The sequence below is a fragment of the Leptolyngbya boryana PCC 6306 genome (assembly GCF_000353285.1).
Classification (GTDB): Bacteria; Cyanobacteriota; Cyanobacteriia; order Leptolyngbyales; family Leptolyngbyaceae; genus Leptolyngbya; species Leptolyngbya boryana.
On the sequence record NZ_KB731324.1, the window covers coordinates 4,159,241 to 4,179,720 of the forward strand.

17 protein-coding genes and 1 tRNA gene are annotated in these 20,480 nt (G+C 47.0%); 9 read left to right on the forward strand and 9 right to left on the reverse strand.

Annotation, left to right across the window (positions count from 1 at the left end; translation table 11 throughout):
- Nucleotides 1-5 precede the first annotated feature (5 nt).
- The 4 genes from LEPBO_RS37745 to LEPBO_RS40215 all read left to right on the forward strand — a co-directional run bounded on the left by LEPBO_RS37745 (nucleotide 6) and on the right by LEPBO_RS40215 (nucleotide 4,493).
- Nucleotides 6-1,628 (forward strand): PRC-barrel domain-containing protein, encoded by a 1,623-nt coding sequence (locus tag LEPBO_RS37745; protein WP_017289497.1) that lies wholly within the window; start codon nucleotides 6-8, stop codon nucleotides 1,626-1,628.
- A gap of 135 nt (nucleotides 1,629-1,763) precedes the next feature.
- Nucleotides 1,764-1,835, forward strand: a tRNA-Lys gene (locus tag LEPBO_RS0120765).
- Between the two features lie 161 nt (nucleotides 1,836-1,996).
- Entirely contained in the window at nucleotides 1,997-2,203 is a 207-nt protein-coding gene (locus LEPBO_RS0120770) for a hypothetical protein (protein WP_017289498.1), read from the forward strand.
- Between the two features lie 139 nt (nucleotides 2,204-2,342).
- Nucleotides 2,343-4,493, forward strand: a complete 2,151-nt coding sequence (locus LEPBO_RS40215; protein WP_017289499.1) for a CHASE4 domain-containing protein — start codon at nucleotides 2,343-2,345, stop codon at nucleotides 4,491-4,493.
- Nucleotides 4,494-4,623: 130 nt separating this feature from the next.
- Here the strand turns inward: LEPBO_RS40215 and LEPBO_RS0120780 are convergent, their stop codons facing one another.
- Both LEPBO_RS0120780 and LEPBO_RS0120785 read right to left on the reverse strand, forming a co-directional pair.
- Nucleotides 4,624-4,884: a DUF7219 family protein gene (locus LEPBO_RS0120780; protein ID WP_017289500.1), complete on the reverse strand. Its 261-nt coding sequence runs from the start codon at nucleotides 4,882-4,884 to the stop codon at nucleotides 4,624-4,626.
- 72 nt (nucleotides 4,885-4,956) lie between these two features.
- On the reverse strand, nucleotides 4,957-5,451 hold the full coding sequence (locus LEPBO_RS0120785; protein WP_017289501.1) for an SLOG cluster 4 domain-containing protein: 495 nt from the start codon (nucleotides 5,449-5,451) through the stop codon (nucleotides 4,957-4,959).
- Nucleotides 5,452-5,484: 33 nt separating this feature from the next.
- On the opposite strand from LEPBO_RS0120785, the gene LEPBO_RS0120790 reads away from it, so the two are divergent.
- Together LEPBO_RS0120790 and LEPBO_RS0120795 are read left to right on the forward strand one after the other, a co-directional pair.
- Nucleotides 5,485-6,432 carry a glycosyltransferase family 2 protein gene (locus LEPBO_RS0120790; protein ID WP_017289502.1) on the forward strand — a complete coding sequence of 316 codons (948 nt, stop codon included), beginning with the start codon at nucleotides 5,485-5,487 and terminating at the stop codon, nucleotides 6,430-6,432.
- 27 nt (nucleotides 6,433-6,459) lie between these two features.
- A complete protein-coding gene (locus LEPBO_RS0120795) occupies nucleotides 6,460-7,161 on the forward strand; it encodes a response regulator transcription factor (RefSeq protein WP_017289503.1) in 702 nt (233 codons plus the stop codon).
- Here LEPBO_RS0120795 and LEPBO_RS37755 read toward each other — a convergent pair.
- On the reverse strand, nucleotides 7,139-7,981 hold the full coding sequence (locus LEPBO_RS37755) for a sensor histidine kinase (RefSeq protein ID WP_017289504.1): 843 nt from the start codon (nucleotides 7,979-7,981) through the stop codon (nucleotides 7,139-7,141). The two genes, LEPBO_RS0120795 and LEPBO_RS37755, sit on opposite strands and share 23 nt — an antisense overlap.
- Nucleotides 7,982-8,346: 365 nt before the next feature.
- Here LEPBO_RS37755 and LEPBO_RS0120805 point away from each other — a divergent pair, with 365 nt between their 5' ends.
- Nucleotides 8,347-9,048 carry a PHP domain-containing protein gene (locus LEPBO_RS0120805; RefSeq protein ID WP_017289505.1) on the forward strand — a complete coding sequence of 234 codons (702 nt, stop codon included), beginning with the start codon at nucleotides 8,347-8,349 and terminating at the stop codon, nucleotides 9,046-9,048.
- A gap of 470 nt (nucleotides 9,049-9,518) precedes the next feature.
- Here the strand turns inward: LEPBO_RS0120805 and uvrC are convergent, their stop codons facing one another.
- On the reverse strand, nucleotides 9,519-11,498 hold the full coding sequence (gene uvrC / locus LEPBO_RS0120810) for an excinuclease ABC subunit UvrC (protein WP_017289506.1): 1,980 nt from the start codon (nucleotides 11,496-11,498) through the stop codon (nucleotides 9,519-9,521).
- 122 nt (nucleotides 11,499-11,620) lie between these two features.
- On the opposite strand from uvrC, the gene LEPBO_RS0120815 reads away from it, so the two are divergent.
- Entirely contained in the window at nucleotides 11,621-11,815 is a 195-nt protein-coding gene (locus LEPBO_RS0120815; protein ID WP_017289507.1) for a hypothetical protein, read from the forward strand.
- 56 nt (nucleotides 11,816-11,871) lie between these two features.
- Here LEPBO_RS0120815 and LEPBO_RS0120820 read toward each other — a convergent pair whose 3' ends face one another.
- The 4 genes from LEPBO_RS0120820 to LEPBO_RS0120835 form a co-directional block, all read right to left on the reverse strand.
- Entirely contained in the window at nucleotides 11,872-12,267 is a 396-nt protein-coding gene (locus LEPBO_RS0120820; protein ID WP_017289508.1) for a response regulator, read from the reverse strand.
- A 203-nt stretch (nucleotides 12,268-12,470) separates the two neighbouring features.
- Nucleotides 12,471-14,561, reverse strand: coding sequence for a cation:proton antiporter domain-containing protein (locus LEPBO_RS0120825; protein ID WP_017289509.1), 2,091 nt, complete (start codon nucleotides 14,559-14,561; stop codon nucleotides 12,471-12,473).
- A gap of 55 nt (nucleotides 14,562-14,616) precedes the next feature.
- Nucleotides 14,617-15,279, reverse strand: coding sequence for an HAS-barrel domain-containing protein (locus LEPBO_RS0120830; RefSeq protein ID WP_017289510.1), 663 nt, complete (start codon nucleotides 15,277-15,279; stop codon nucleotides 14,617-14,619).
- Nucleotides 15,280-15,408: 129 nt separating this feature from the next.
- On the reverse strand, nucleotides 15,409-16,170 hold the full coding sequence (locus LEPBO_RS0120835; protein WP_017289511.1) for an SDR family oxidoreductase: 762 nt from the start codon (nucleotides 16,168-16,170) through the stop codon (nucleotides 15,409-15,411).
- Between the two features lie 179 nt (nucleotides 16,171-16,349).
- Here LEPBO_RS0120835 and LEPBO_RS0120840 point away from each other — a divergent pair, with 179 nt between their 5' ends.
- Nucleotides 16,350-17,633, forward strand: a complete 1,284-nt coding sequence (locus tag LEPBO_RS0120840) for a Glu/Leu/Phe/Val family dehydrogenase (RefSeq protein WP_017289512.1) — start codon at nucleotides 16,350-16,352, stop codon at nucleotides 17,631-17,633.
- A 13-nt stretch (nucleotides 17,634-17,646) separates the two neighbouring features.
- Here LEPBO_RS0120840 and LEPBO_RS0120845 read toward each other — a convergent pair whose 3' ends face one another.
- Nucleotides 17,647-20,403 carry an AAA family ATPase gene (locus tag LEPBO_RS0120845; RefSeq protein ID WP_017289513.1) on the reverse strand — a complete coding sequence of 919 codons (2,757 nt, stop codon included), beginning with the start codon at nucleotides 20,401-20,403 and terminating at the stop codon, nucleotides 17,647-17,649.
- Between the last annotated feature and the right edge of the window lie 77 nt (nucleotides 20,404-20,480).

Below are 20,480 nucleotides of genomic sequence, written 5' to 3' on the forward strand. Positions count from 1 at the left end.
AAATCATGAGAAAAGGTAGCGACATTCTAAATAAAAGCGTGATTGCTTTTGATACAGGCAAGCGAGTGGCATGGGTTCAAGATCTAATTTTTGATCAAGAAACCAATCACTTATTAGGTGTACTGGTAGAAGAATCGGGATTATTTCGCTCGGCAAAAGTGATCGAGTTGAGATCACTGCGAGCGATTGGAACAGATACGTTAATTATTTCAAGTCGAGATGACATTATTTCTGCAAAACATAGTGAGCAGATTCATCGAGTTCTCGATCGCAATATTATTCTTAAAGGCACGCGAATTGTCACAACCGATGGGCAGTTCCTTGGTTCGGTTGTCGATTTCTTCTTTGATGAGCAAACTGGTGCGATCGAGGGGTATGAAGCCTCGGGTGGGATTTTTGCGGATGCTTATTCCGGTCGATCATTTATTCCTGCTCCCCAAACGCTGCGGATCGGCGAAGATGTGACGTTTGTTCCGCCTGAAACGGCGGCATTAATGGAAGAGCAAGTCGGTGGAATTCGAGGCGCAATGCAAACCGCATCGACTCGCGTGCAAGAATCGTCTGAACTTGCAGGGCAAAGAATTCAAGCAGCAGCACAAGCCGCAAATCAACAAATTCAACAAGGCTCAGAAGCAGCCCAGTTGAGACTGCAATCTGCAACGCAAGAATTGCGCGATCGCTTCATTGATCCAGATGAACAATTCGCATACATCATTGGCAAAACCGTCGATCGAGACGTTTTTACAGATCAAGGACAATTGCTCGTTGCGAAAGATCAGGTGATTACGATCGACATTGCAGAACATGCTCGTCTCGCGGATGCCTTAGACGACCTTTATCGGGCGACGGGTGGCAGTTTGACCCCTGATTTCAATCGTCGATTTCAGGATGTGAATGAGCGCGTCGGTACCGGATTTCAAGAGATTAGCGATCGTGTCAACACCGGGTTTCAGAGCCTTAGTCAGAGAGCGAATGAAAGCCTCTCAAGTTTCACAGCGCGATTGGGACTTGAGCAAGCGAAAGGACGACGTGCCGATCGCATGATTCGCTCCGACACGGGTGCAATCATCGTCGCTCCGGGGCAAATCGTCACCGATATTGTGATTCAAAGAGCGACCGCCGCAGGGCAAGAAGTCACGCTTCTCGATGCGGTAGGATTGCAGCCAACAGAAGCTCTACGCGGCAATACGAACCAATCTTTGACCTTAGCAAAACACCAATTTCAGCGAGAGGCATCGTTGGCGACCAGTCAATTTCAGCAAGAAGCTGCGATCGCAGGTGAAAATCTCAGAACGCTTTGGAATAACACCAAAGAAAAATTTGCAGAGTATCAAGGGCGCAGTCAGAAAGCGATTCATCGCAATCGAGTTGAACAGGCTTTAGGTCGTCCTGTCAATCGCGTGATTTTAGATGCGCAAGACAATGTGATTTTGAATGTGGGTGAAATTATTACTCACAAGGCGATTCGGCAAGCCGAAGACAGTGGAGTGATTAACATTCTGCTGAGTTCGGTCTACACCAAAGAGCCGACTATTCGTGAAGAGGAACTCCGCGCCCCAGAGGTCGGCATCGCATCGCTAGAGCGAGAACATGCCCGTTCCGGTAATGGCGTTCCCCAAGTGAATTAGCGATCGCATCAAAGTCGGAGTTTGACCAAACTCCGACTTCTCGCTGCCCGTAAAATTTTGCATTTCAAAAAAGTCGATCTTTTTGATTGAAATCTTAAAACAATGTGCTATTCTAGCTAAGGTTGAGCAACAAGCGGGTCGCTAGCTCAGCGGTAGAGCATTCGGCTTTTAACCGACTGGTCTCGGGTTCGAATCCCGGGCGACCCATAATCCTTAAAGCCTGCATGAAAAGAGGATAAAACTTTTCAGTCTGGTTTTTGGATACTTAATTTAGAAAAGCGTCAGCAAGATTCAGAGAATTGATGTGCTGGCGCTTTTTTAATTTCGTATAGGTTTAGTTTTGTATAGGGCAGCGCTTCTAAATCGGTGTGGAAGAAACTTTGATTTCTGAGCGATCGCGCTACTCATCCCGTTTTTATCCCAACATAGCAAAATTTTTACAAATGTTAGAACGGGATGCAGGAGTGGAATTCTTGGCTGGGAAGGAAACCGCTGTCGCGGTCATTGCAACTCCATTTCGTCCATTTAGGCTACAGCGAAGCGTCAACCTGATCAAAAACTGGGGCTTGGTCTGACAAAGCTCATCTTGTAGAGATAGAGTTGCTCTCTCTGCTTGAGTAGAACTGAGTCTAATTGAGATGTTCCTGCTCTGATTAGGGCGCTCGTTCGTTGTCAATCAAGCCAATCGCTAAGGAAGCATTAAAACCCAGCGGTATGATGAAGTCTCCTCCGATCCGGTTCCTCAATAAGTTGAAGCTGCGTGAGAAAACCCTACTGGTTTTGAGCTTCACACTTGCGAGCTTAACCGGAGTCGTCTACTTCGCCTCATCTACCATCCTGTTGGGTAGCCTCAAGATTGCTGAAGAACAAAGTGCTCGGGAATCGCTCCAAGGCGTTCTCAATGTCTTCGCCAAAGACCAAGAAGCCTTCACAGTGCGCTACAGTGATTGGTCGGCTTGGGATGATACCTACCAGTTTATTCAAGACCACAATGACGCTTACCTCAAATCCAACCTAATTCCTGAGCAATTGGCGAACTTGAAGGTTAACTTGGTGCTATTTATAAACACGCGAGGTCGAACTGTCTACGGGACAGGGTTCGATCTGAAGACCAAGCACTTCCAACCCATCCCCGCAGGACTGCCCAAACTGTTTACGAATCAGTTACTTCTCGAGCAGGCTCAGACAAAAGGAGCTATGACCGGGATTCTTGTGCTGCCAGAAGGTCTGATGCTAATCACATGTCAGCCGATTCTAACTTCCGAGAGGAAAGGTCCTGTACGAGGCGCGCTTATCTTCGGTCGCTACATTGATGCAGAAGCCATTACCAATTTATCTAAAATCACTCGCTTTCCCCTCCAGATCTACTCCCTTCAGAGTTCAAATCTCCCAGCCGATGCGGCGGCGGCTCGTTCCGCGCTCTCCGCACAGAATCCCATTCTTATTCATCCGTTGACTGAAACAACGCTTGTCGGCTACGGGCGAGTAACGGATTTGCGTAACCAACCTGCGCTTCTCCTTCAGGTTAAGATTCCTCGCAAGCTCTATCAGGAAGCAGCAAAAAGCCAACAGCAGCTAATGATCGCGATCGTTCTCCTTGGGATTACGTTCGGGGGCATCACCATCTTTCTCTCGGAACAGTTAGTCTTGTCTCGCCTACTTCGTTTAAGTAGCGGTGTCAATAGTATTCGCATCAGTCAAAACTTGGCTCACCGACTGACCGGAGCAGGACAGGATGAAATCTCGAGTTTGACCCAGAACATCAATGAACTGCTGGAAACGCTGGAGCAAGCCCAAGGAGAAACAAAATCAGCACTCGATCAAGTCACACAGACCAATGGGGAACTACAAACGGTCGTGGAACAGTTGCAGGGCGAGATCTGGGAGCGACAGCGAGTCGAGGACGCACTGCGACAATCCGAAGAGCAATTGAGACACCAGACGCACTCTTTAGAGCAAATGCTATCGGAGTTGCAGCAGATGCAGATGCAGTTAGTGCAGAGTGAAAAAATGTCCAGCTTGGGGCAGCTCGTCGCTGGCATTGCCCATGAAATTAACAATCCCGTTAGTTTCATCTACGGCAACCTCGAGCATACCAAAAATTACGTTGACGACCTCTTGCAGATATTGCGCTTATATCAACAGGAGTATTCCACTCCTCCCTCATCTTTGCAATCTGCGATCGAATCGCTCGATCTAGAATTCGTGATCACCGACTTGCCCAAAGCCTTCACCTCGATGAAAACCGGAGCCGAGCGAATTCAAGAGATTGTGACATCACTCAGAACGTTCTCACGGCTAGATGAAGCGACAGTCAAAGTAGTTGATATCCATACCAGTATTGATAGTATTTTGTTGCTCTTACAGAGCCGATTGACCGTGAAGGGGAGCAATTCATCGATTCAAATTGTGAAGGATTACGGGCAACTGCCCTTGGTTGAATGTTACGCTGGGCAGTTGAATCAAGCCTTTATGAACATTCTGGCGAATGCGATCGATGCCATTGAGGAGGCAAGCGGCGCTAGACAAGCGATCGCCGCTCAATCGAATGAGGCTTCATCATTGAAAACTCATAATCCCGCTGGCACGATTACGATCCGCACCCGTTGCCAAAACAATGACAAGATCGAGATTGCTATTAGAGACACGGGTGTGGGCTTGTCCGAAGCAGTCCGAAGTCGAATCTTCGATCCGTTTTTTACCACGAAACCTGTAGGGCGAGGAACTGGGTTAGGTCTATCTTTGAGTTATCAAATTATTGTCGAACAGCATGACGGAACGTTAGCGTGTGACTCAACGCTTGGGCAGGGCACGACCTTTATCATCGGACTTCCCAAATGCTTGCCCCCGAACTCTGCCGTCTGAGATGTTGGGTAGTCCTGCGTCTCGCGCTAGTGTCTGCCTTAAATAAGCTTGGTGGACGATGACTTCTTATGCTGAGGACGAACCGAGTTCGATGCTTCAGAAGTCATCGCCATCTTAGTTTTTGAAGGTTCTAACTCTCTTCTGATCCGCTAGTTTGATCCAGCAAGTTTTTCTTAGACTCCTTTAGCTGATGCCATAATTCTTTGATCTGCTTATAAGCGTCTCCTGGAGGAATCTTGCCTGAAGTTTCCAAACCACAGAGTAACGATACGCGCTGAGCAAATTCCTGTAAGTTTGCGTTAAATGCGAGGCGTTCAGGTGTGAACTCTCCTCGATAGTGTGCGGTTGGATAAAAGAACTCTTCTTTTCTTTGGTCTGGATTGTTCGTCACGATTCAGCCCTACACGATAGAGGTGCACCCCTATCCTAATGTCTACCCTAGTAGGCGAAAAGTAGGACACGATTATTTTTGTGTAGAGAGAATCACTTTCAGTTGTTCCAGCGCGATCGCGGCTGTTTCTGCAATGCTGACTAAATTTGGATTGAGCGATCGAAAAAATTCCCGCGCCTGCAAATCTTCTGTGATTAAAATCACACGCTTACGCGCTTTAATCGCCAAAGCAACCTCTGAAGCTGTTCCCGCTCCCATTCCACAGGCGACAATTGCGTGACTCGACAGCACATTAATATTGTTTCGCGCGTTGCCCATATCCGTGATGATCGGAATGTCGATCGCGTCTGACATCGCAGAATTGATCCGAGGCAAAATCCCGATCGTCAATCCATCACGACTTTTTGCCCCACGGCTGACTGCATCCATCACCCCTACATTGCGCCCCCCACTCAGCACGATCCAACCTGCTTCAGCAATGCGCTGACCCAGTTCGTAAGCATTTTGCAGGTCGAGCGGAGTTGCATGTTCGCCCGCTCCCATTACCCCAATGATTGTTTTGGGCATGTTGACATCAGAATCGAATTCTGAGAACTCGGCATGAGCTTTTTACCCTTTGTTTCTGTGATTGTGCCAATTTATAACGGTGAAGCAGACTTACCGCCGCTCCTCGCCTGCTTGCAAGCGCAGACGTACGCGAATTTTGAGTGTTTATTGGTGGATAACAATAGCAACGATCGTACGGCAGAATTATTAAATGAGATTGAAGATCCAAGACTACGATCGCTCAAGCAATCCGAAATTCAAAGCTCCTACGCCGCAAGAAACCTCGGAATTCAAAACGCCAAAGGTGAAATTCTTGCCTTTACGGATGCAGATTGCCGTCCCGAACCCAATTGGCTAGAAGATTTGATTCAGCCATTTTGCGATCCCGCTGTCGGACTCGTTGCAGGCGAAATCAAAGCATTACCCGGCAATACATTATTAGAACAATACGCCGATCGACAAGAAACCCTGTCTCAAAAACACACGCTCAATCATCCTTTCTGCGCTTACGGACAAACTGCAAATCTTGCCATTCGCGCCGCAGCATTCAAAGAAGTTGGATTATTCCGCCCCTACCTGACAACGGGTGGCGATGCCGATATCTGTTGGCGCATTCTGCGCGAGACGGCTTGGCAACTGCGCTTTGCTGAAACTGCGATCGTTCGTCACCGTCATCGTACGACGTTCTCCGAACTGCAAAGCCAATGGCGTAGATATGGACGTTCAAATCGCTATCTGCATGACTTACATGGCATCGATTTAATGCGCGAACCCCAGTTTGGAGAATATCGATATCGATTGCTGCGTTGGATTTTGAAAGAATTTCCGATCGCAACGCTGAATTTAATCAAAGGCAAAGCGGCGTTTGTCGATTTGATTAACACTCCGATCGGATTGTTCTGTCTTCATGCCCGTGCCCAAGGGCAGCGACAAGCAACCCTCTCACCACAAGCACACACAATCGAGCCATTGATACAACAGCCCCAAAATTCGTTAAATTAAAAAGCGAACGTGTCAGAGGGATCAACAATGCCGGAGCAACTCGTATTAGTCGATGATGAGCCTGGACTCAGAGAAGCAGTGCAAGCCTATCTCGAAGACAGTGGCTACACCGTGCATACTGCCAGTAATGCCCGTGAGGGCTGGGACACTGTTCAGCGTGTGATGCCCGATCTCGTAATCACTGACATTATGATGCCGCAGGTCAGTGGCTTGGAATTCCTGAAGCAACTCCGCGACGATCCCAGATTTGAAACCTTACCTGTGATCTTTCTGACGGCGCGGGGGATGACCAACGATCGCATTCAAGGCTATGACGCAGGCTGTGATGCGTATTTACCCAAACCGTTTGATCCAGATGAGCTAGTTGCGATCGTCACTCGAATTCTCAAACAACGCGCAGCCGCGAAAGTCTCCAGTGGCGATAGTGATGCAGATATTGCAGAACTCTCGCGCCAGATTGCAGAAATTCGAGCAATTTTGATGCAGCGGGGCGCGATCGCGCAAACGCCCGCGCCGATGAAACTTGACTTTACTCCGAGAGAGCAGAGCGTTTTGGATCTCGTCGTCGATGGTTTGATGAACAAAGAAATCGCCCGTCGGCTCGACACCAGCGTTCGTAATGTCGAGAAATACGTCAGCCGTCTTTTTAGCAAAACGGGAACAAATAGCCGCACCGAATTAGTCAGATTCGCATTAGAACACGGGCTTACGACTCCTGCAAGTCATTAGCACTAAATCGAACGGCAATCATCGTATTCGGAATGCGGCTGACGGTGAGAATGCCGTCGATTTGCTGTACAAGTGAATTAATCAACTGAAAACCCAGTGATCGCGGCGACATCAAATCTAAGTCGGTTGGAAACCGCTCCCCGCTATCGCTGACAATCAGTGTGATCTGAGCATCTGTAATTCGCAATGAAACGGTAATTTCTCCAAATTCCCCCGCTAAGCCATGTTTCAGAGCGTTGGAAACAAGCTCATTCAAAATTAACCCGACCGGAACGGCTCGATTTGAGGAGAGTTCAATCTCTCCTTGAATTTCAGTCCGGAAGGTAATGCGATTTGGTTCGATCGCATAGATTCGCACTAGAATTGCCGTCAAGCTCTGAATGTATTCGCCTAAATTGATTCGAGTTATCTGACTCGACTGAGAAAGCCGTTCGTGAACGAGCGCGATCGATCGAATCCGGCTCTGATTATTTCGCAAGATCGTTTGCACAGTCGGATCTTGTGTTCGCATTGCTTGCAGATCGAGCAAACTCGAAACGACTTGCAAATTGTTTTTCACCCGATGGTGAATCTCACGCAGTAAAATCTCTTTTTCTCGCACAGACGCTCGAAGTTGAGCAACGTCTAAACTCGTTTCTGCTTGCTGAATCACCGTCTGAGCACTTTCGAGCACGTTGAGCGCAGACTGGAACTCTTCGTGAATCTCACTGGACAGACTTAAATTAGACTGCGACAACACTCGATCTCGAATGACAGCAATACGTTGCCGAATGGCATCTAACTGCTGGGAAAACCCATTATTACTCGGACTAGAAATCATTCACGTTTTCAGGGAACTCAACCAAAATCAGCCGATTTGCCGTTGCGAGGGCGGATTGAGGGGGCGGATCAATTAGCCGACGCAGAGACTTCGGATAGGGTGCGAAATGTTCGCAACTTGCTTACCGAAGTACTCTCGCGGACAGGAACTTACACATCAATAAATGCAACTAGGGGGATTGTGTATGCAATCTACCATTGAATGTACATGGGCTGAAATCCCTTCTGTGACAGTTTTTTGATGAGAGTAATCAATGACATCAGTTATACTCAATGACTTAGGTATCGATTACTGAAACGTTTTTTTAAGCTGTACATTACATTAGATATAGTCCCGTAACCTGCCAGTAATGTTTGAGGCGATTTATGGCTGCTTATCTTGCTCCCGGTTCGATTGTAGACGTTCCAGCCGCGCAAGATGCGGTGGCTCTCAGAAAGGTGTTTGCTTCGTTGACAGCGGAAAGCTGTCCGCGTACTTATAACTTCCATATGCATACCAAGCATTCAGATGGGCAGTTAGTTCCTGAAGCGTTGGCGCAACAGGCGATCGATTTGTCTCTCCAAGGGTTTGCAATTACGGATCACCATCAGATCTCTGGAAATCAAGCGGCTCAGCGTTATTTGAAGGCGCAGCAGGCTTTGGGATTTGCGGTTCCCCAGTTATGGACGGGAACGGAAATTACGGCTAGATTGCTCGATACGGAAGTTCATATTTTAGGGTTTGCGTTTAATCCAGGGCATTCTGCGATCGCATCTTATTTTACGGGGGTTGCTCCCCAAGGCGATCGTGCTCATGCAGTGAATGTGGTTGGGGCAATTCAACAAGCAGGCGGCATCGCAGTTTTGGCGCATCCAGCTCGATATCGTCGATCGGCAGATGAATTAATTCCGGCGGCGGCAATGATTGGCATCGATGGCGTGGAAACGTTCTACGCCTACAACAATCCAAAGCCTTGGACTCCTAGCCCGAAGGAAACTTACCGAGTTGCAAAGCTGCAATCTCAGTATCAGTTGCTCAGTACCTGTGGGACAGATACACATGGCATGAGCTTATTGCAGAGATTGTAGGCTTAAAGACTGCGAAGGGCAAAAGCAACTTGAAAATGCTTCTGCCCGTTAAATTATGAGAAATATTGCTAGAAAATTCTAGAAAATTAATGAAGATCAAGACTTGTGATGTTGAAATGCAGCGCTTCAGGTTTGCAAGAACTTAGCCCATGCGAGACATAAACGTAACCAGCATCATACAAGCCATAGCAAACAACACAGCCATTCCCACAGATTGACCCAAGTGCTTCTTAGAAGTCTGCATATTTGTTTTCCTGTGTCTTAACGAGTTCTTTAACAGTATCAGGATCGCTATGGTCGCAATTAAAAAGTAATCTAAGTTACCAATTCGATATGAATCTTTATGTAAGGTTCAGTTGTAACTCAGTTTTTCATTGACTTTTCATTGCCACTTTGATTGGTAACCGAGCAATCAGGACACAGGAATTTCAGTGGGATTTCAGCGATGTTTCATGTCAGAAATCGCTGCTTTAGGAAGCTACTTCAGAGTTTGTAGAATGTTCAGCTTCTGGAATGTTGTCGATTCCTTCATCACTGGGATGGAAGTATTGATAGATTTGCTTTGCGATCGCCATCCCAATTCCTGGAACCGTGGCTAATTGCTCAGGGCTTGCTTCGCGAATGTAATCAATTGATCGAAATTCCGCTAAAAGTAGCTTTTGCCGATGATGACCTAAGCCGGGAATTTCATCTAAGCTCGATCGCCGCATTCGAGTTGTGCGTTGCTGACGATGGAAGCTGACTGCAAATCGGTGTGCTTCATCTCGTAATCGTCGAAGTAACTGCACTCCAGGCTGTTCTGCTTCTGTTTCTAAGGGCAAAGATTCACCCGGCAAGAAAATCTCTTCTCGCTGTTTCGCCAAGCTAATCACTTTGATGTCTTCGAGCAGGTTCATCTCGCGCAGCACTTTGACGACCGCTGAAAGTTGACCTTTTCCGCCATCAATCATCACAACATCAGGAAAATCAGCCAGTGCAGAGGTTTGAGATTTCAATGCAGAGGTTTGAGACGCAGCCACGATCTCTTCACCTCTCGCTTTTGCCGTCGCGTACTTCTTAAATCGACGAGAAATCACTTCCGCCATACTGGCAAAGTCATCGGAACGACCCGATCGCACTTCTGGATTCTTGATTTTGTAGTGTCGATAATGCTGTTTCGCAGGTTGCCCATCGATGAAGACAACCTGGGATGCCACTGCATCTGACCCTTGAATATGCGAAATGTCATAGCCTTCGATTCGGCGCGGCAACTCTGGGAGATCCAGGATTTCAGCCAGATCTTGCATCGATTGAGTATTACGATCGGCAAATTTTTGCGTTCGTGCCAACTCAAACCCCGCATTGCGCTCAACCATTTCAATCAGTTCTGCTTTGGTTTGACGTTGAGGAGCCACGATCGAGATTTTTCGCCCTTTCGCTTGGCTCAAAAACTCCGCCAACATCTCACCATCGGGTAATTCATGTTGAACGAGAATTTCCGCCGGAATCTCAACCGGATCGACCGTTTGGTAATGTTCTTCTAACACGCGCTGCAAGATTGCACCCGGTTCAGCATGAGCATCCGCAAAGAATCCTAATCGCCCAACCAAGCGGCCTGCCCGGATTTGGAAAAGTTGGATGCAGGCGTGCTGATCGTCAGCCGCAAGCGCGATCGCATCTCGTGAAATCGTGTCATCGGGTAACGCAACTTTTTGCTCTGCACTCAAGCTTTTCAAGCCTGCAATCTGATCTCGCAGTCGTGCCGCATGTTCAAAGTTCAAATTCTCTGCGGCAACTTCCATTTGAGCCATCAGAGATTCTTCCAGTTCGCGAGTTCGGCCCTGGAAAATCATGGCGACTTTCTGAACTGTTTTCCGGTAATCCTCAGACGAGATTAAAGCCTGACAAACGCCCGGACAGCGCCCAATATCGTAATTGAGACAAGGACGATCTTTGAATAAAGGTTGGGGACGTTGGCGCAGCGGAAAGATGCGTTTCACCAAATGCAACGTGGTTCGCAGCGTGCGGCTATCCACATAAGGTCCATAATAGCGATCGCGTTCTTTCGCCATGCGCCGCTTGCGCGTAATGAAAATCCGAGGATACGGCTCTGACCAGGTGATACAAAGGTAGGGATATTTCTTGTCATCTTTCAACAACACATTAAAGTGCGGCTGATGTTGACGAATCAGGTTTGCCTCTAATGCTAAAGCTTCTGCTTCAGTATCGGTCACAATCACTTCGATTTCGACCACTTGGCGCATCATCAGCGCGATTCGGGGTCGAGTATCATGACCATTGAAATAAGACCGGAGCCGCGATCGCAGTCGTTTCGATTTACCAATGTAGAGAATTTGATCCGTACGATCGCGCATGTAATACACACCCGGCTCTTGCGGAATTTCTTTTAGCCGAGTCTCTAAACGTTCGAGATCATCGATTAGTAACGGAGTTTCAGGGTGATCAGTCACTTAAAACTTTATCTAAGAGGGGATTGTTTAAATTTTAAATCAATCCTCAAGGATAAGGGTGACGATCACCGAACCTGAGTGACTATAGTGCGAGATATCAGTCTTGACTTGCCACAACCCCTATGAATCTACAAGAGTTTGAGAGCCAAACTCGCAACAACATTGAACGAGCGCTCACCCAATTGCAGACCGCAACTCTCTTACTGTCTGCTCTCGAAATTCAGATTTTAGAATCCGGCGATACCGTGAAGAATTTAAGTTTGACGATCGAACAATTTATCAATACGCAGCAGGACAGCGAAACGACGATCGTCTAAAGGTTTTTGATTGCAGCGATCGGGAGCGAGAAATTCATGTCGCCCCCGATTTTTGCTTATCCAAGCACGGATCGAATCACCTCAAGCAATTCTAAGAGTCGAATCGGTTTGACTAAATATCGTTGTGCTCCTAAACCTAGCGCTCGGCGCTGATCTGCGATAAATGCACGAGCCGAGACCACAATCACGGGAATCTCCCGCCAGTCTGGAGACTCCTGCATGCGCTCTAAAATGTCACATCCATCCATGTCTGGTAGCTTCAAATCTAGCAGGACAATTTGAGGTTTGAAGTCCGTCAATGCGCGTTCAAAGCCTGTTCCCGTTGCCAACGATTGCACTTCAAAGCCCTGGTAGACCAGATAATCTTCGAGTAATCGTCGGTTTGGCTCATTGTCCTCAATGAGTAGAATTCGGATCGAATCGATCGCTCCTGTTTCTTGATCAGTTGTCATCTCGTATGCACCCTTGTTGACTCTATTTTCGGTCAACGTGGAGAAATAGCGAGAGTAATTCGCCAATTCATAGGCTTAAATCTGGGGAATAAATTACCCGAAACAGTCCTTTATGTATCAAATTTCACATGGCTGTCTCAGCAAATCAAGTCTAATCGGCAAACTTTAGAAAAATTAGAGATTAATTTAAGATCCGTATGAACTTAGGCGTTGGGGAGCAAGAGCGGGCGATCGACAACTTCAGGCTCATCGAATAAAATCATCGAGCATTGGATTTGTACTGAAATTTGGGAGACGAGATTACCCAAAATCAATCCTCCGGCTGTATTGGGAGTCTGAGACGACCGTAAAATCAGTAGGTCAAAAGATTTTGAGGCAGCAACGATCGCTCGTCCGATATCGTCCTCGGGGATAATCACAATTTCGGTGGCGATCTGCTCGACTTGGGGAGCTAGCTTTTCAACGAGGAGGTCGAGTTGGGATCTGATCCAGGCAATTTTGCTTGCAGAAGTAGTTCGACCACAGACATGCATCAGCGTCATTTGTCCGTTTGTCGCAGTTGCAATGTTCAGCGCAAATTGGAGAGCAGAAATCGATCGTAATGTCAGATTTTCTATCGGGATCAGAATTTTCTGAAATTGACTCGGCGATTTGAGCAAACGCGCCACGGCAACAGGGCAAGGAGCAGCATACAAGACATCGCTGACGATCGTTCTAAATAATCGTTCTCCAAATCGGCTTTGTCGTCCCCAGCCCATGATGATTAGATTCGCGTGATGTTCTCGGCTCGCACGAGTGATGCCTTGAGCGATGCGATCATCAATGCGAAGAATCGGTGAGACTTCAACATCAAACGATTGCGCGAATTGAGTTGCCCGTTCGAGCAGTAATTCACTGCGATCGAGGCGTTCTTGCATCTGTGAGGAGTTAAGATGCGATTGAGAAAATGCGACGGCAAATGGAATTAATCGCCCCGAATGCGATCGGGCAATTAACGCAGCTAATTCTAGCAAGTTCGCTTCGGTATTCGGGTTGTACACCGGGACTAAGACGGTCATTTGACTGATCCAAACTGGATCAGCAAGCGTGGGGGGTAAATCTTCGACGGTTTCGGCTTGAAGTTCGGTGGCGAATCGGGCAGTCAGAATCGGACCGAGTGTCGAAGTGACTAACATCAGCACAATCACACTGTTGAGAACGCCTTCTGTCAGTAATCCAGCCCGATAGCCAACTAAGGTAGCAGCAAGTGTGGCAGCAACTTGAGGCAGAGACAGCGATCCCATCACCATCATCTCTGTCCAACTGTAGCGATATGCCAGTTTTGCCAGAACTGCCGCCGCCATTTTGCTGAAAATTAGACCGACCACGATCGCGATCGTCAGTCCTAGTAATTTCGGATCGCTCAAACTTTGAATAAACACCGGAACCCGAATCAGCAATCCCATGTCCACAAAGAAAATCGGAATAAACAAAACACTGCCGACAAAGACAACTTTCTCTTTGACCGGGCTATCGCCGACCACCCGATTGACGGCAAGCCCCGACAGAAACGCACCGACAATCTTTTCAACGCCAATCAGTTGTGCTCCAACTGATGCGAGAAATACGGCGAGTAGCACAAAAAGAAATTGATTGCCTTCTTCATCGCCAGAGCGTTTAAAGAATTCACGTCCTGCTTTGTCAAACCCGACAAGAATCACGATCGTATAAATCCCTAACGATCCCAAGAGTGTGAACAGCTTGAAGACTGTGAAATCTCCTGCATGAATTCCGATACAGATTGCTAAAACCAGCAGCGCGCCAATATCAGTAAAAATCGTTGCGCCAATCGTGACGGTCACGGCTTCATTATTGACGATACCTAGCCGACTGACGATCGGATAAGCAAGTAAGGTGTGAGACGCAAACAAAGAACCTATCAAAATAGCAGGGTTCCAATCAAATCCAAACAATCGACCCACGATCGTTCCGACGATTAATGGAACTAAAAAAGTAAAAGTCCCAAATCCAATCGAGCGGTTTCGAGTGCGTGTAAATTGGTCAATATCAATTTCTAGTCCTGCCACAAACATCAAATAAATCAGTCCGATGTCCGAGAGTAGATTCATTGTTTCAGACTCGGTCTGAAAAATATTCAGACCATTGGGTCCTAATGCGACTCCTGCGGCAAGTAAGCCGACTAATCCTGGCAGGCGTAATCGCTCAAATATCAAAGGAACGACGAGAATAACCGCCAGCAGAATCACGAAGGCAACAATCGGTTCTTGAAACAAGCCAGCGGTTAGCAATAACATAGATTCATGTGCATAAACTTAATGTGTATCGATCCAGATGCCTGCCAAACTCTATCTAGAGGTGAATTTGGCTGAGAATGACTCTGAGGCGATCGTAATCATCTTTTAACAATAAGCTGAGCATTCGCCCGGCCTGTACCAGCCAAGCACGATCGGCTTTTCGCAACTGATAAATTTCGCGAATTGCTGCCGCTGTTAAAGCATCGACCGGAGCGCTTCCAACTTGTAGCAAGGTTCTGAGAAAATCAAGTTCGTTACTAAATTCAATAATCTCATCTGAATCGCAAGCATAAACGGCTTGATGAATCTGAGGGGGACGAGGGGGAAGATGTTGATAAAGCGTTCCGCCTTTTGAGCCGTTCTTTTTATTTCCGCCTGCTTGATAACCGACGATCGCGGATCGAAATTCCGTTCTGAGCATGGCAAAAATCTGCGGCTGTTGTTCGCGCAGTTCTTGCATGGACATCCCTAATGCACGCGCGCGGTGAACGGTGTCGATCGGGCTAGTGGTGGCATGATAGACCACCGCATAAATGAGATTATTCGATTCTTCATCGATCGCTTTTACCCAACTTCCAAACGGAGGCATCACCGGAAAAGCAAGATCGTCTGGTTCAAGACACTGAGCGAGAAATTCAGTGGTTGCTGTCTCGATCACTTCTGCAATGTGGTTTGCAGGGCGATTTTGAGCAGAAAATTGAGGAAGAGGAAGCCGCATAGATGCTCACGAATTCAGCGTGTCTTGAGCATAGCAGGTCTGTTTGTTTACGATCCAATACGCGGCTAGATCCGGCTTAAGCTGAGAAGTCAGAGTTTTTTGAAGACTCTGACTTCTGCTGCGATCGAGCTAAGCTTGGGTTCCAGCTAGTTCCATGCCGGGTAAGAAAGTGGCGAGATACTTTTCGACCCCTTTTGGGTCTTGTAAAAGTTGTCCTGAAACTTGAGTCGCTTGCTCACCTGGATAAACATCTTCGAGTTGTTCTTCAACTGCTCGAATTGCAGCCTGGGCAACCTCTGCGGGAGAAACTTTCGGATCGGGCCAGTCTTTTGCTAAATCTGTATCGACTGTTCCTGGCATGACTGCTACCACTAAAGTTCCTTGACTGCCTAGCTCTGCCCGAATACAGTGAGTTGCTGAGAGTGCTGCGGCTTTTGAAGCACTGTATGAGCCACTGAAGGGAAGATTGACTTTTGCAAGTAAAGAAAGAACATTCACGATCGTCCCTCCGCCATTTGCTTTCAAAACGGGAGCAAAGGCTCGACACATATGGCACAGTCCGAAGTAGTTTACTTCGAGTTCTGCACGCGCGCTGTCTAGATTATCAGCGGCAATGATGCCTTGATTTAAAGAAGTGCCAGCATTGTTAATCAATAGAGTGACATCAGAACATTGTGCGGCAGCCGCCTGTACAGATTCGGGGTTCGTCACTTCCAGTTCGATTGGAACAATGCGATCGGGATCGAGCGCGACCAGTGACTCTAATTTTGCAATGCTGCGAGCGCAAACATAAATTTTTGCCGCATCAGCGGTTCTCAATGTCTCGACAAAATGCCGTCCAATTCCACCATTTGCTCCAGTGACCAGCGCGATCGCACCTTGAACTTTCATGAGTCTTTATCTCCTGGAAATTTCTCGCACAGTCTAACAATCTTGAACTCTCATTGACAAAGGATTGTTCAGATGCGATGACACGAAGAATTTCGGAATTTTACGATCGCAATTAATTCTTAATCTCTTTAGGTTCTCATGACTTGGTAGGCTAAAAATTATAGTCTGCGGAGTTGGTTATGTCCTCCCTATTTGCTGACGCTTCACAACGATTACAGCAAGCTTTGAAGCATACAACATTGTCAGAAGACGCGATCGAGTCTTTGAAATATCCGAAAGCTTCTCTTTCTGTGTCGATTCCTGTGCGAATGGACAATGGCTCATTGCGAGTGTTTCAGGGGCATCGAGTTCGGTATGACGACTCACGTGGAGCCGGAAAAGGTGGGGTGCGATACCATCCGAATGTAACGCTCGATGAAGTACAGTCTTTAGCATTTTGGATGACGTTTAAGTGTGCGGTGTTAAATTTGCCGTTCGGAGGAGCAAAGGGCGGGATTGCTGTGAATCCCAAAGAGATGTCGCGGTTGGAATTAGAGCGATTGAGCCGTGGATATATTGATGCGATCGCAGATTTTATTGGACCTGATGTGGATATTCTGGCTCCTGATGTCTACACGAATGCGATGGTGATGGGCTGGATGATGGATCAGTACAGCATCATTCGGCGGCAGAATGTGCCTGGAGTGGTGACTGGAAAACCGATCACAATGGGGGGGAGTTTGGGACGAGATGCGGCAACTGCATTGGGAGCCTGGTTTACGATCGAGGCAATGTTACCGAAGTTCGATATGCGCCCAACCGAAACAACGGTAGCAGTGCAAGGATTTGGCAATGCGGGAGCAACGATCGCTGAATTAGCGTACCGTGCAGGCTGTAAGGTCGTCGCGGTGAGTGATTCTAAGGGAGCAATTTACTCGAAAGACGGACTTGATATTCCGAGCATTCGCCAACATAAGAATTCGACCCGTGAAATTCAAGCGGTTTACTGTCAGGGCAGTGTGTGCAACATTGCAGAACACGAGCGTATTACGAATGAAGAATTACTAGAGCTAGAGGTCGATATTCTCTTACCTGCTGCCTTAGAAAATCAGATTACAGAGGTGAATGCACACAATATCAAAGCAAAGCTCATTTTTGAGCTAGCAAATGGTCCGATTAACTCTGCTGCGGATGCTATTTTGGAGCAGAAAGGGATTTATGTATTCCCTGATATTCTGGTCAATGCGGGGGGTGTGACGGTGAGCTACTTTGAGTGGGTGCAGAACCGGAATGGACTGTACTGGACATTAGGTGAGGTGAATCAGTCACTTCAGCAAAAAATGGTAGCAGAGGCGCAGCAGATTTGGGAAATTGCCAAAGAGCTTTCGATTTCAATCCGTACTGCCGCTTATGTTCATGCTTTGCGACGATTGGGAGAAGCGATCGATGCAAAAGGAACTCGCCACTATTACACCAGTGATTGAAGTAGAATTCTGGTTAGGCTTCGCGCTCAACGAGGATGACATTTTCGGTGACTTTCTCGAATGTATCGTCGTGGCTAATCACAAAAAGCTGTCGGAAGGATTTGATATTCGCGATCGCTTCTGCTAGGCTCTCTCTCCTTGGGCGATCCATATTAGTTGTCGGCTCATCGAAGAATGCGATATCGATGTCTGCTAGTACTTTGAGTAGAGCTAAACGAACTGCTAAAGCAGCACACATCTGCTCACCCCCTGAGAGATTGATAAATCTCCGAGAATGTGCGCCTTCTTGAACCATAATTTCGTAGTCGCGTGTCCATTCGAGAGCGACATTGGGACGATTGAGCAATTCACGGAATAAGCGATCGGCTTCATGGGAAATGCTTTGAACATAGCGCTCTGTAATCCGTGGAGCCGCTTCTTTGTAGAATTTTCGAGCGGCTTTGATGAAGCGTTCGGTTTTTTGCTTTTGTTTGAGTTGAGCCTGGGTTTCTGTGCGCTTTTGCTGAATGGTTTTGAGTTTAGAAAGCCGGGTTTCACATTCTTCTAAACGCTGAGATTCTATCGGTAATCGAGTACTCAGCGAAATCCGCTGATTGTTTGCTGCTTCATACTCAGTTTTGATTGCTTTAACTTGTTCAGGATCGTAAGTTTCAGCCAGTTGAGCTTTCTGATTTGTGAATTCTGCTTGCTTTTCTTCTAGCTGTTTGAGTTGCGCGATCGCGTCTTCGTACTGTGTTTTACGACCTTTGAAGCTGTTTGCCGATTGCTGATGTTCGAGATAAATTTGATAGTCTTCTTTGTACTGATCACGTCGAAGCTGCTGTTCCCGAATTTGATCAGCTAAGTTCTCAAAGGCTTTCAAAGCATCGTCGATCGTTTTGATTTCGTCTTCTGCTTGCTTCAGATCAGCTTGAGCTTTCAGGAGTTCTGAATCAAGCTGAGTCAGCGTTTTGAGTTCCTTTTGTAAAATACTGCTTCGTCCGCGAGGATTTTCTAATGTTTGAAGCTGTCCCGCGAGATGAGCAAGTTGTTCTCTCAGTTCTGGCTCTGCTGCTAATTGAGATTGATGTTCGGTGATCAGCGATCGCAGTTCTGCAATTTCACTATCGAGCTTTTCTTCTTCGTCAAACTTTGCCTCAAGCTTACGATATTGTGATTCCTGTTCTCGAATTGTTTTGAGTTGAGTTTGAACTTCACCTAAGCGTTGCTTTAAGCGATCGGCAAGTAGCTGTTCAGATAAATCATCTAAAATGCCTTGCAGATCGCGCATAAGATGATTGTTTAGCTTGGAGCTATTTGCGATCGTAGCGAGAACACTTTCAATTCGAGGCTGCCAGGATGGGGCTGCCTGCTGTAGCTCTTGTAAGGTTAAAGTTGCTGTCTGAATATGATTCGCTTGAATTCCTTCGCGATGTTGAGCCTGCGCCAGAATTTGACGCAGATCAGAATCAAATTGAGTCGCAGCTTCGATCCGACTCAGTTGCTGCTGATAGCGGCTTTGTTGTTCTTCAAGTTGAGGAATTTGTTTGACGATCGCACCTAAGCCTTCTAGTCGCTCAATCTCTTCTCCTAACTGCTTTTGGCGCTGCTGAAGTTGTGCGAGTCGTTTCTCATCGCGTTGAATGGTTTGCTTCCAGCTTTGACAGGATTGCAGCTTTTCATTGAGTTGGCTTTGCTCTTGCTCAAGCTGAGATTGTTGCTCAATTAAAGGTTCGAGTTGTTTGAGTTCAGTTTCAATCTGAGATCGCCGCTCTCCCTTCTGCGCTAGAACAGCAAGCTTCGTCTGATAGGCTCCCAAAGACTCAGCTAGCTTTTGCCGTTCTTTGAGTAGCTTTTCTTGCTGCGATCGACTTCGATCAAATTCTTGTAATGCTTGATCAGCTTGTGTGTAAGCTTGATAGCTATCCCGCCGCTCTGTGCAGAGAGCCACAGATTTCTCAGCACGGTCTAGTTCTGTTTTTAAGCGATCGACATTCAACTGCTCGGCTCGAATCTGCCCCGAAACCGTTTCGAGCTGTAAAGTAACTTGCTGAACTTGCGATTCAATTTCGCTCCATTTAGCTTGCTCATCTTTTAACTCTTCATGGCGCTGCTGCCAGTGGTTCAAATCCGTCTGAATCTGCAAAATGGTTTGCGTCAGTCCCTGTTGAGTCGCGGTAAGTTCATCCCATTCTTGCAAGGATTCGTCATACTGCTGAATATCGCGCTCTAAGCTTTCAGACTGTGCTTTTGCGAACTTCTCTAAGTCGCCTAACTCTTTGAATACTTTCTTGTATTCTTCGACTTTGAGAATCGGATCAAAGACTTTTTTGCGCTCCTCAGCCGTGCCAAGAAAGTCGATCGTAAATGTCCCTTGCGGAACCCCGATTGTATTGCGAAACAATTGCCCTAAATTCGTTCCGGCTGGTACTCCTAGATGTTCTCTTAACCAAGGTAAAACGTCTTCTTTCTTGGTATAGTCCAGCCGTTCATTTAGTTCTGGATCGTAAATCGTATAGCTCGATCGAGTACAGCGCGTGACGGTATAAGTTCGCTGATCCCGACTGGAAACAAAATTGACTGCAGCTTGGGCACTATTAGAACCATTGCGAATCAAATCATCTTTGGTATACGCGCCCGAATAGTCGAATAGCACCCAAGCGATCGCTTCGAGAATGCTTGTTTTACCCGCACCATTTTCGCCACAAATTGCATTCGTTCCCGGTTGAAACGAAAAGGAGCGATCGCTGTGAAACTTGAAGTTTTTGAGGCTAACCGAGAGAATTTCCATAGCTATGATTCTACGGCAGATCAGATGTTCTGATCTAAAAATGGCAATGGAATAGATTCTAACGTCGATCGCGAAAT

Bases quoted from the DNA above. Each gene is read 5' to 3' on its own strand.
- LEPBO_RS37745 (WP_017289497.1), top strand. From the start codon at position 6: ATGAGAAAAGGTAGCGACATTCTAAATAAAAGCGTGATTGCTTTTGAT.
- LEPBO_RS40215 (WP_017289499.1), top strand. From the start codon at position 2,343: ATGATGAAGTCTCCTCCGATCCGGTTCCTCAATAAGTTGAAGCTGCGT.
- LEPBO_RS0120785 (WP_017289501.1), bottom strand. From the start codon at position 5,451: ATGCCCAAAACAATCATTGGGGTAATGGGAGCGGGCGAACATGCAACT.
- LEPBO_RS0120790 (WP_017289502.1), top strand. From the start codon at position 5,485: ATGAGCTTTTTACCCTTTGTTTCTGTGATTGTGCCAATTTATAACGGT.
- LEPBO_RS0120795 (WP_017289503.1), top strand. From the start codon at position 6,460: ATGCCGGAGCAACTCGTATTAGTCGATGATGAGCCTGGACTCAGAGAA.
- LEPBO_RS37755 (WP_017289504.1), bottom strand. From the start codon at position 7,981: ATGATTTCTAGTCCGAGTAATAATGGGTTTTCCCAGCAGTTAGATGCC.
- LEPBO_RS0120805 (WP_017289505.1), top strand. From the start codon at position 8,347: ATGGCTGCTTATCTTGCTCCCGGTTCGATTGTAGACGTTCCAGCCGCG.
- LEPBO_RS0120815 (WP_017289507.1), top strand. From the start codon at position 11,621: ATGAATCTACAAGAGTTTGAGAGCCAAACTCGCAACAACATTGAACGA.
- LEPBO_RS0120820 (WP_017289508.1), bottom strand. From the start codon at position 12,267: ATGACAACTGATCAAGAAACAGGAGCGATCGATTCGATCCGAATTCTA.
- LEPBO_RS0120825 (WP_017289509.1), bottom strand. From the start codon at position 14,561: ATGTTATTGCTAACCGCTGGCTTGTTTCAAGAACCGATTGTTGCCTTC.
- LEPBO_RS0120830 (WP_017289510.1), bottom strand. From the start codon at position 15,279: ATGCGGCTTCCTCTTCCTCAATTTTCTGCTCAAAATCGCCCTGCAAAC.
- LEPBO_RS0120835 (WP_017289511.1), bottom strand. From the start codon at position 16,170: ATGAAAGTTCAAGGTGCGATCGCGCTGGTCACTGGAGCAAATGGTGGA.
- LEPBO_RS0120840 (WP_017289512.1), top strand. From the start codon at position 16,350: ATGTCCTCCCTATTTGCTGACGCTTCACAACGATTACAGCAAGCTTTG.
- LEPBO_RS0120845 (WP_017289513.1), bottom strand. From the start codon at position 20,403: ATGGAAATTCTCTCGGTTAGCCTCAAAAACTTCAAGTTTCACAGCGAT.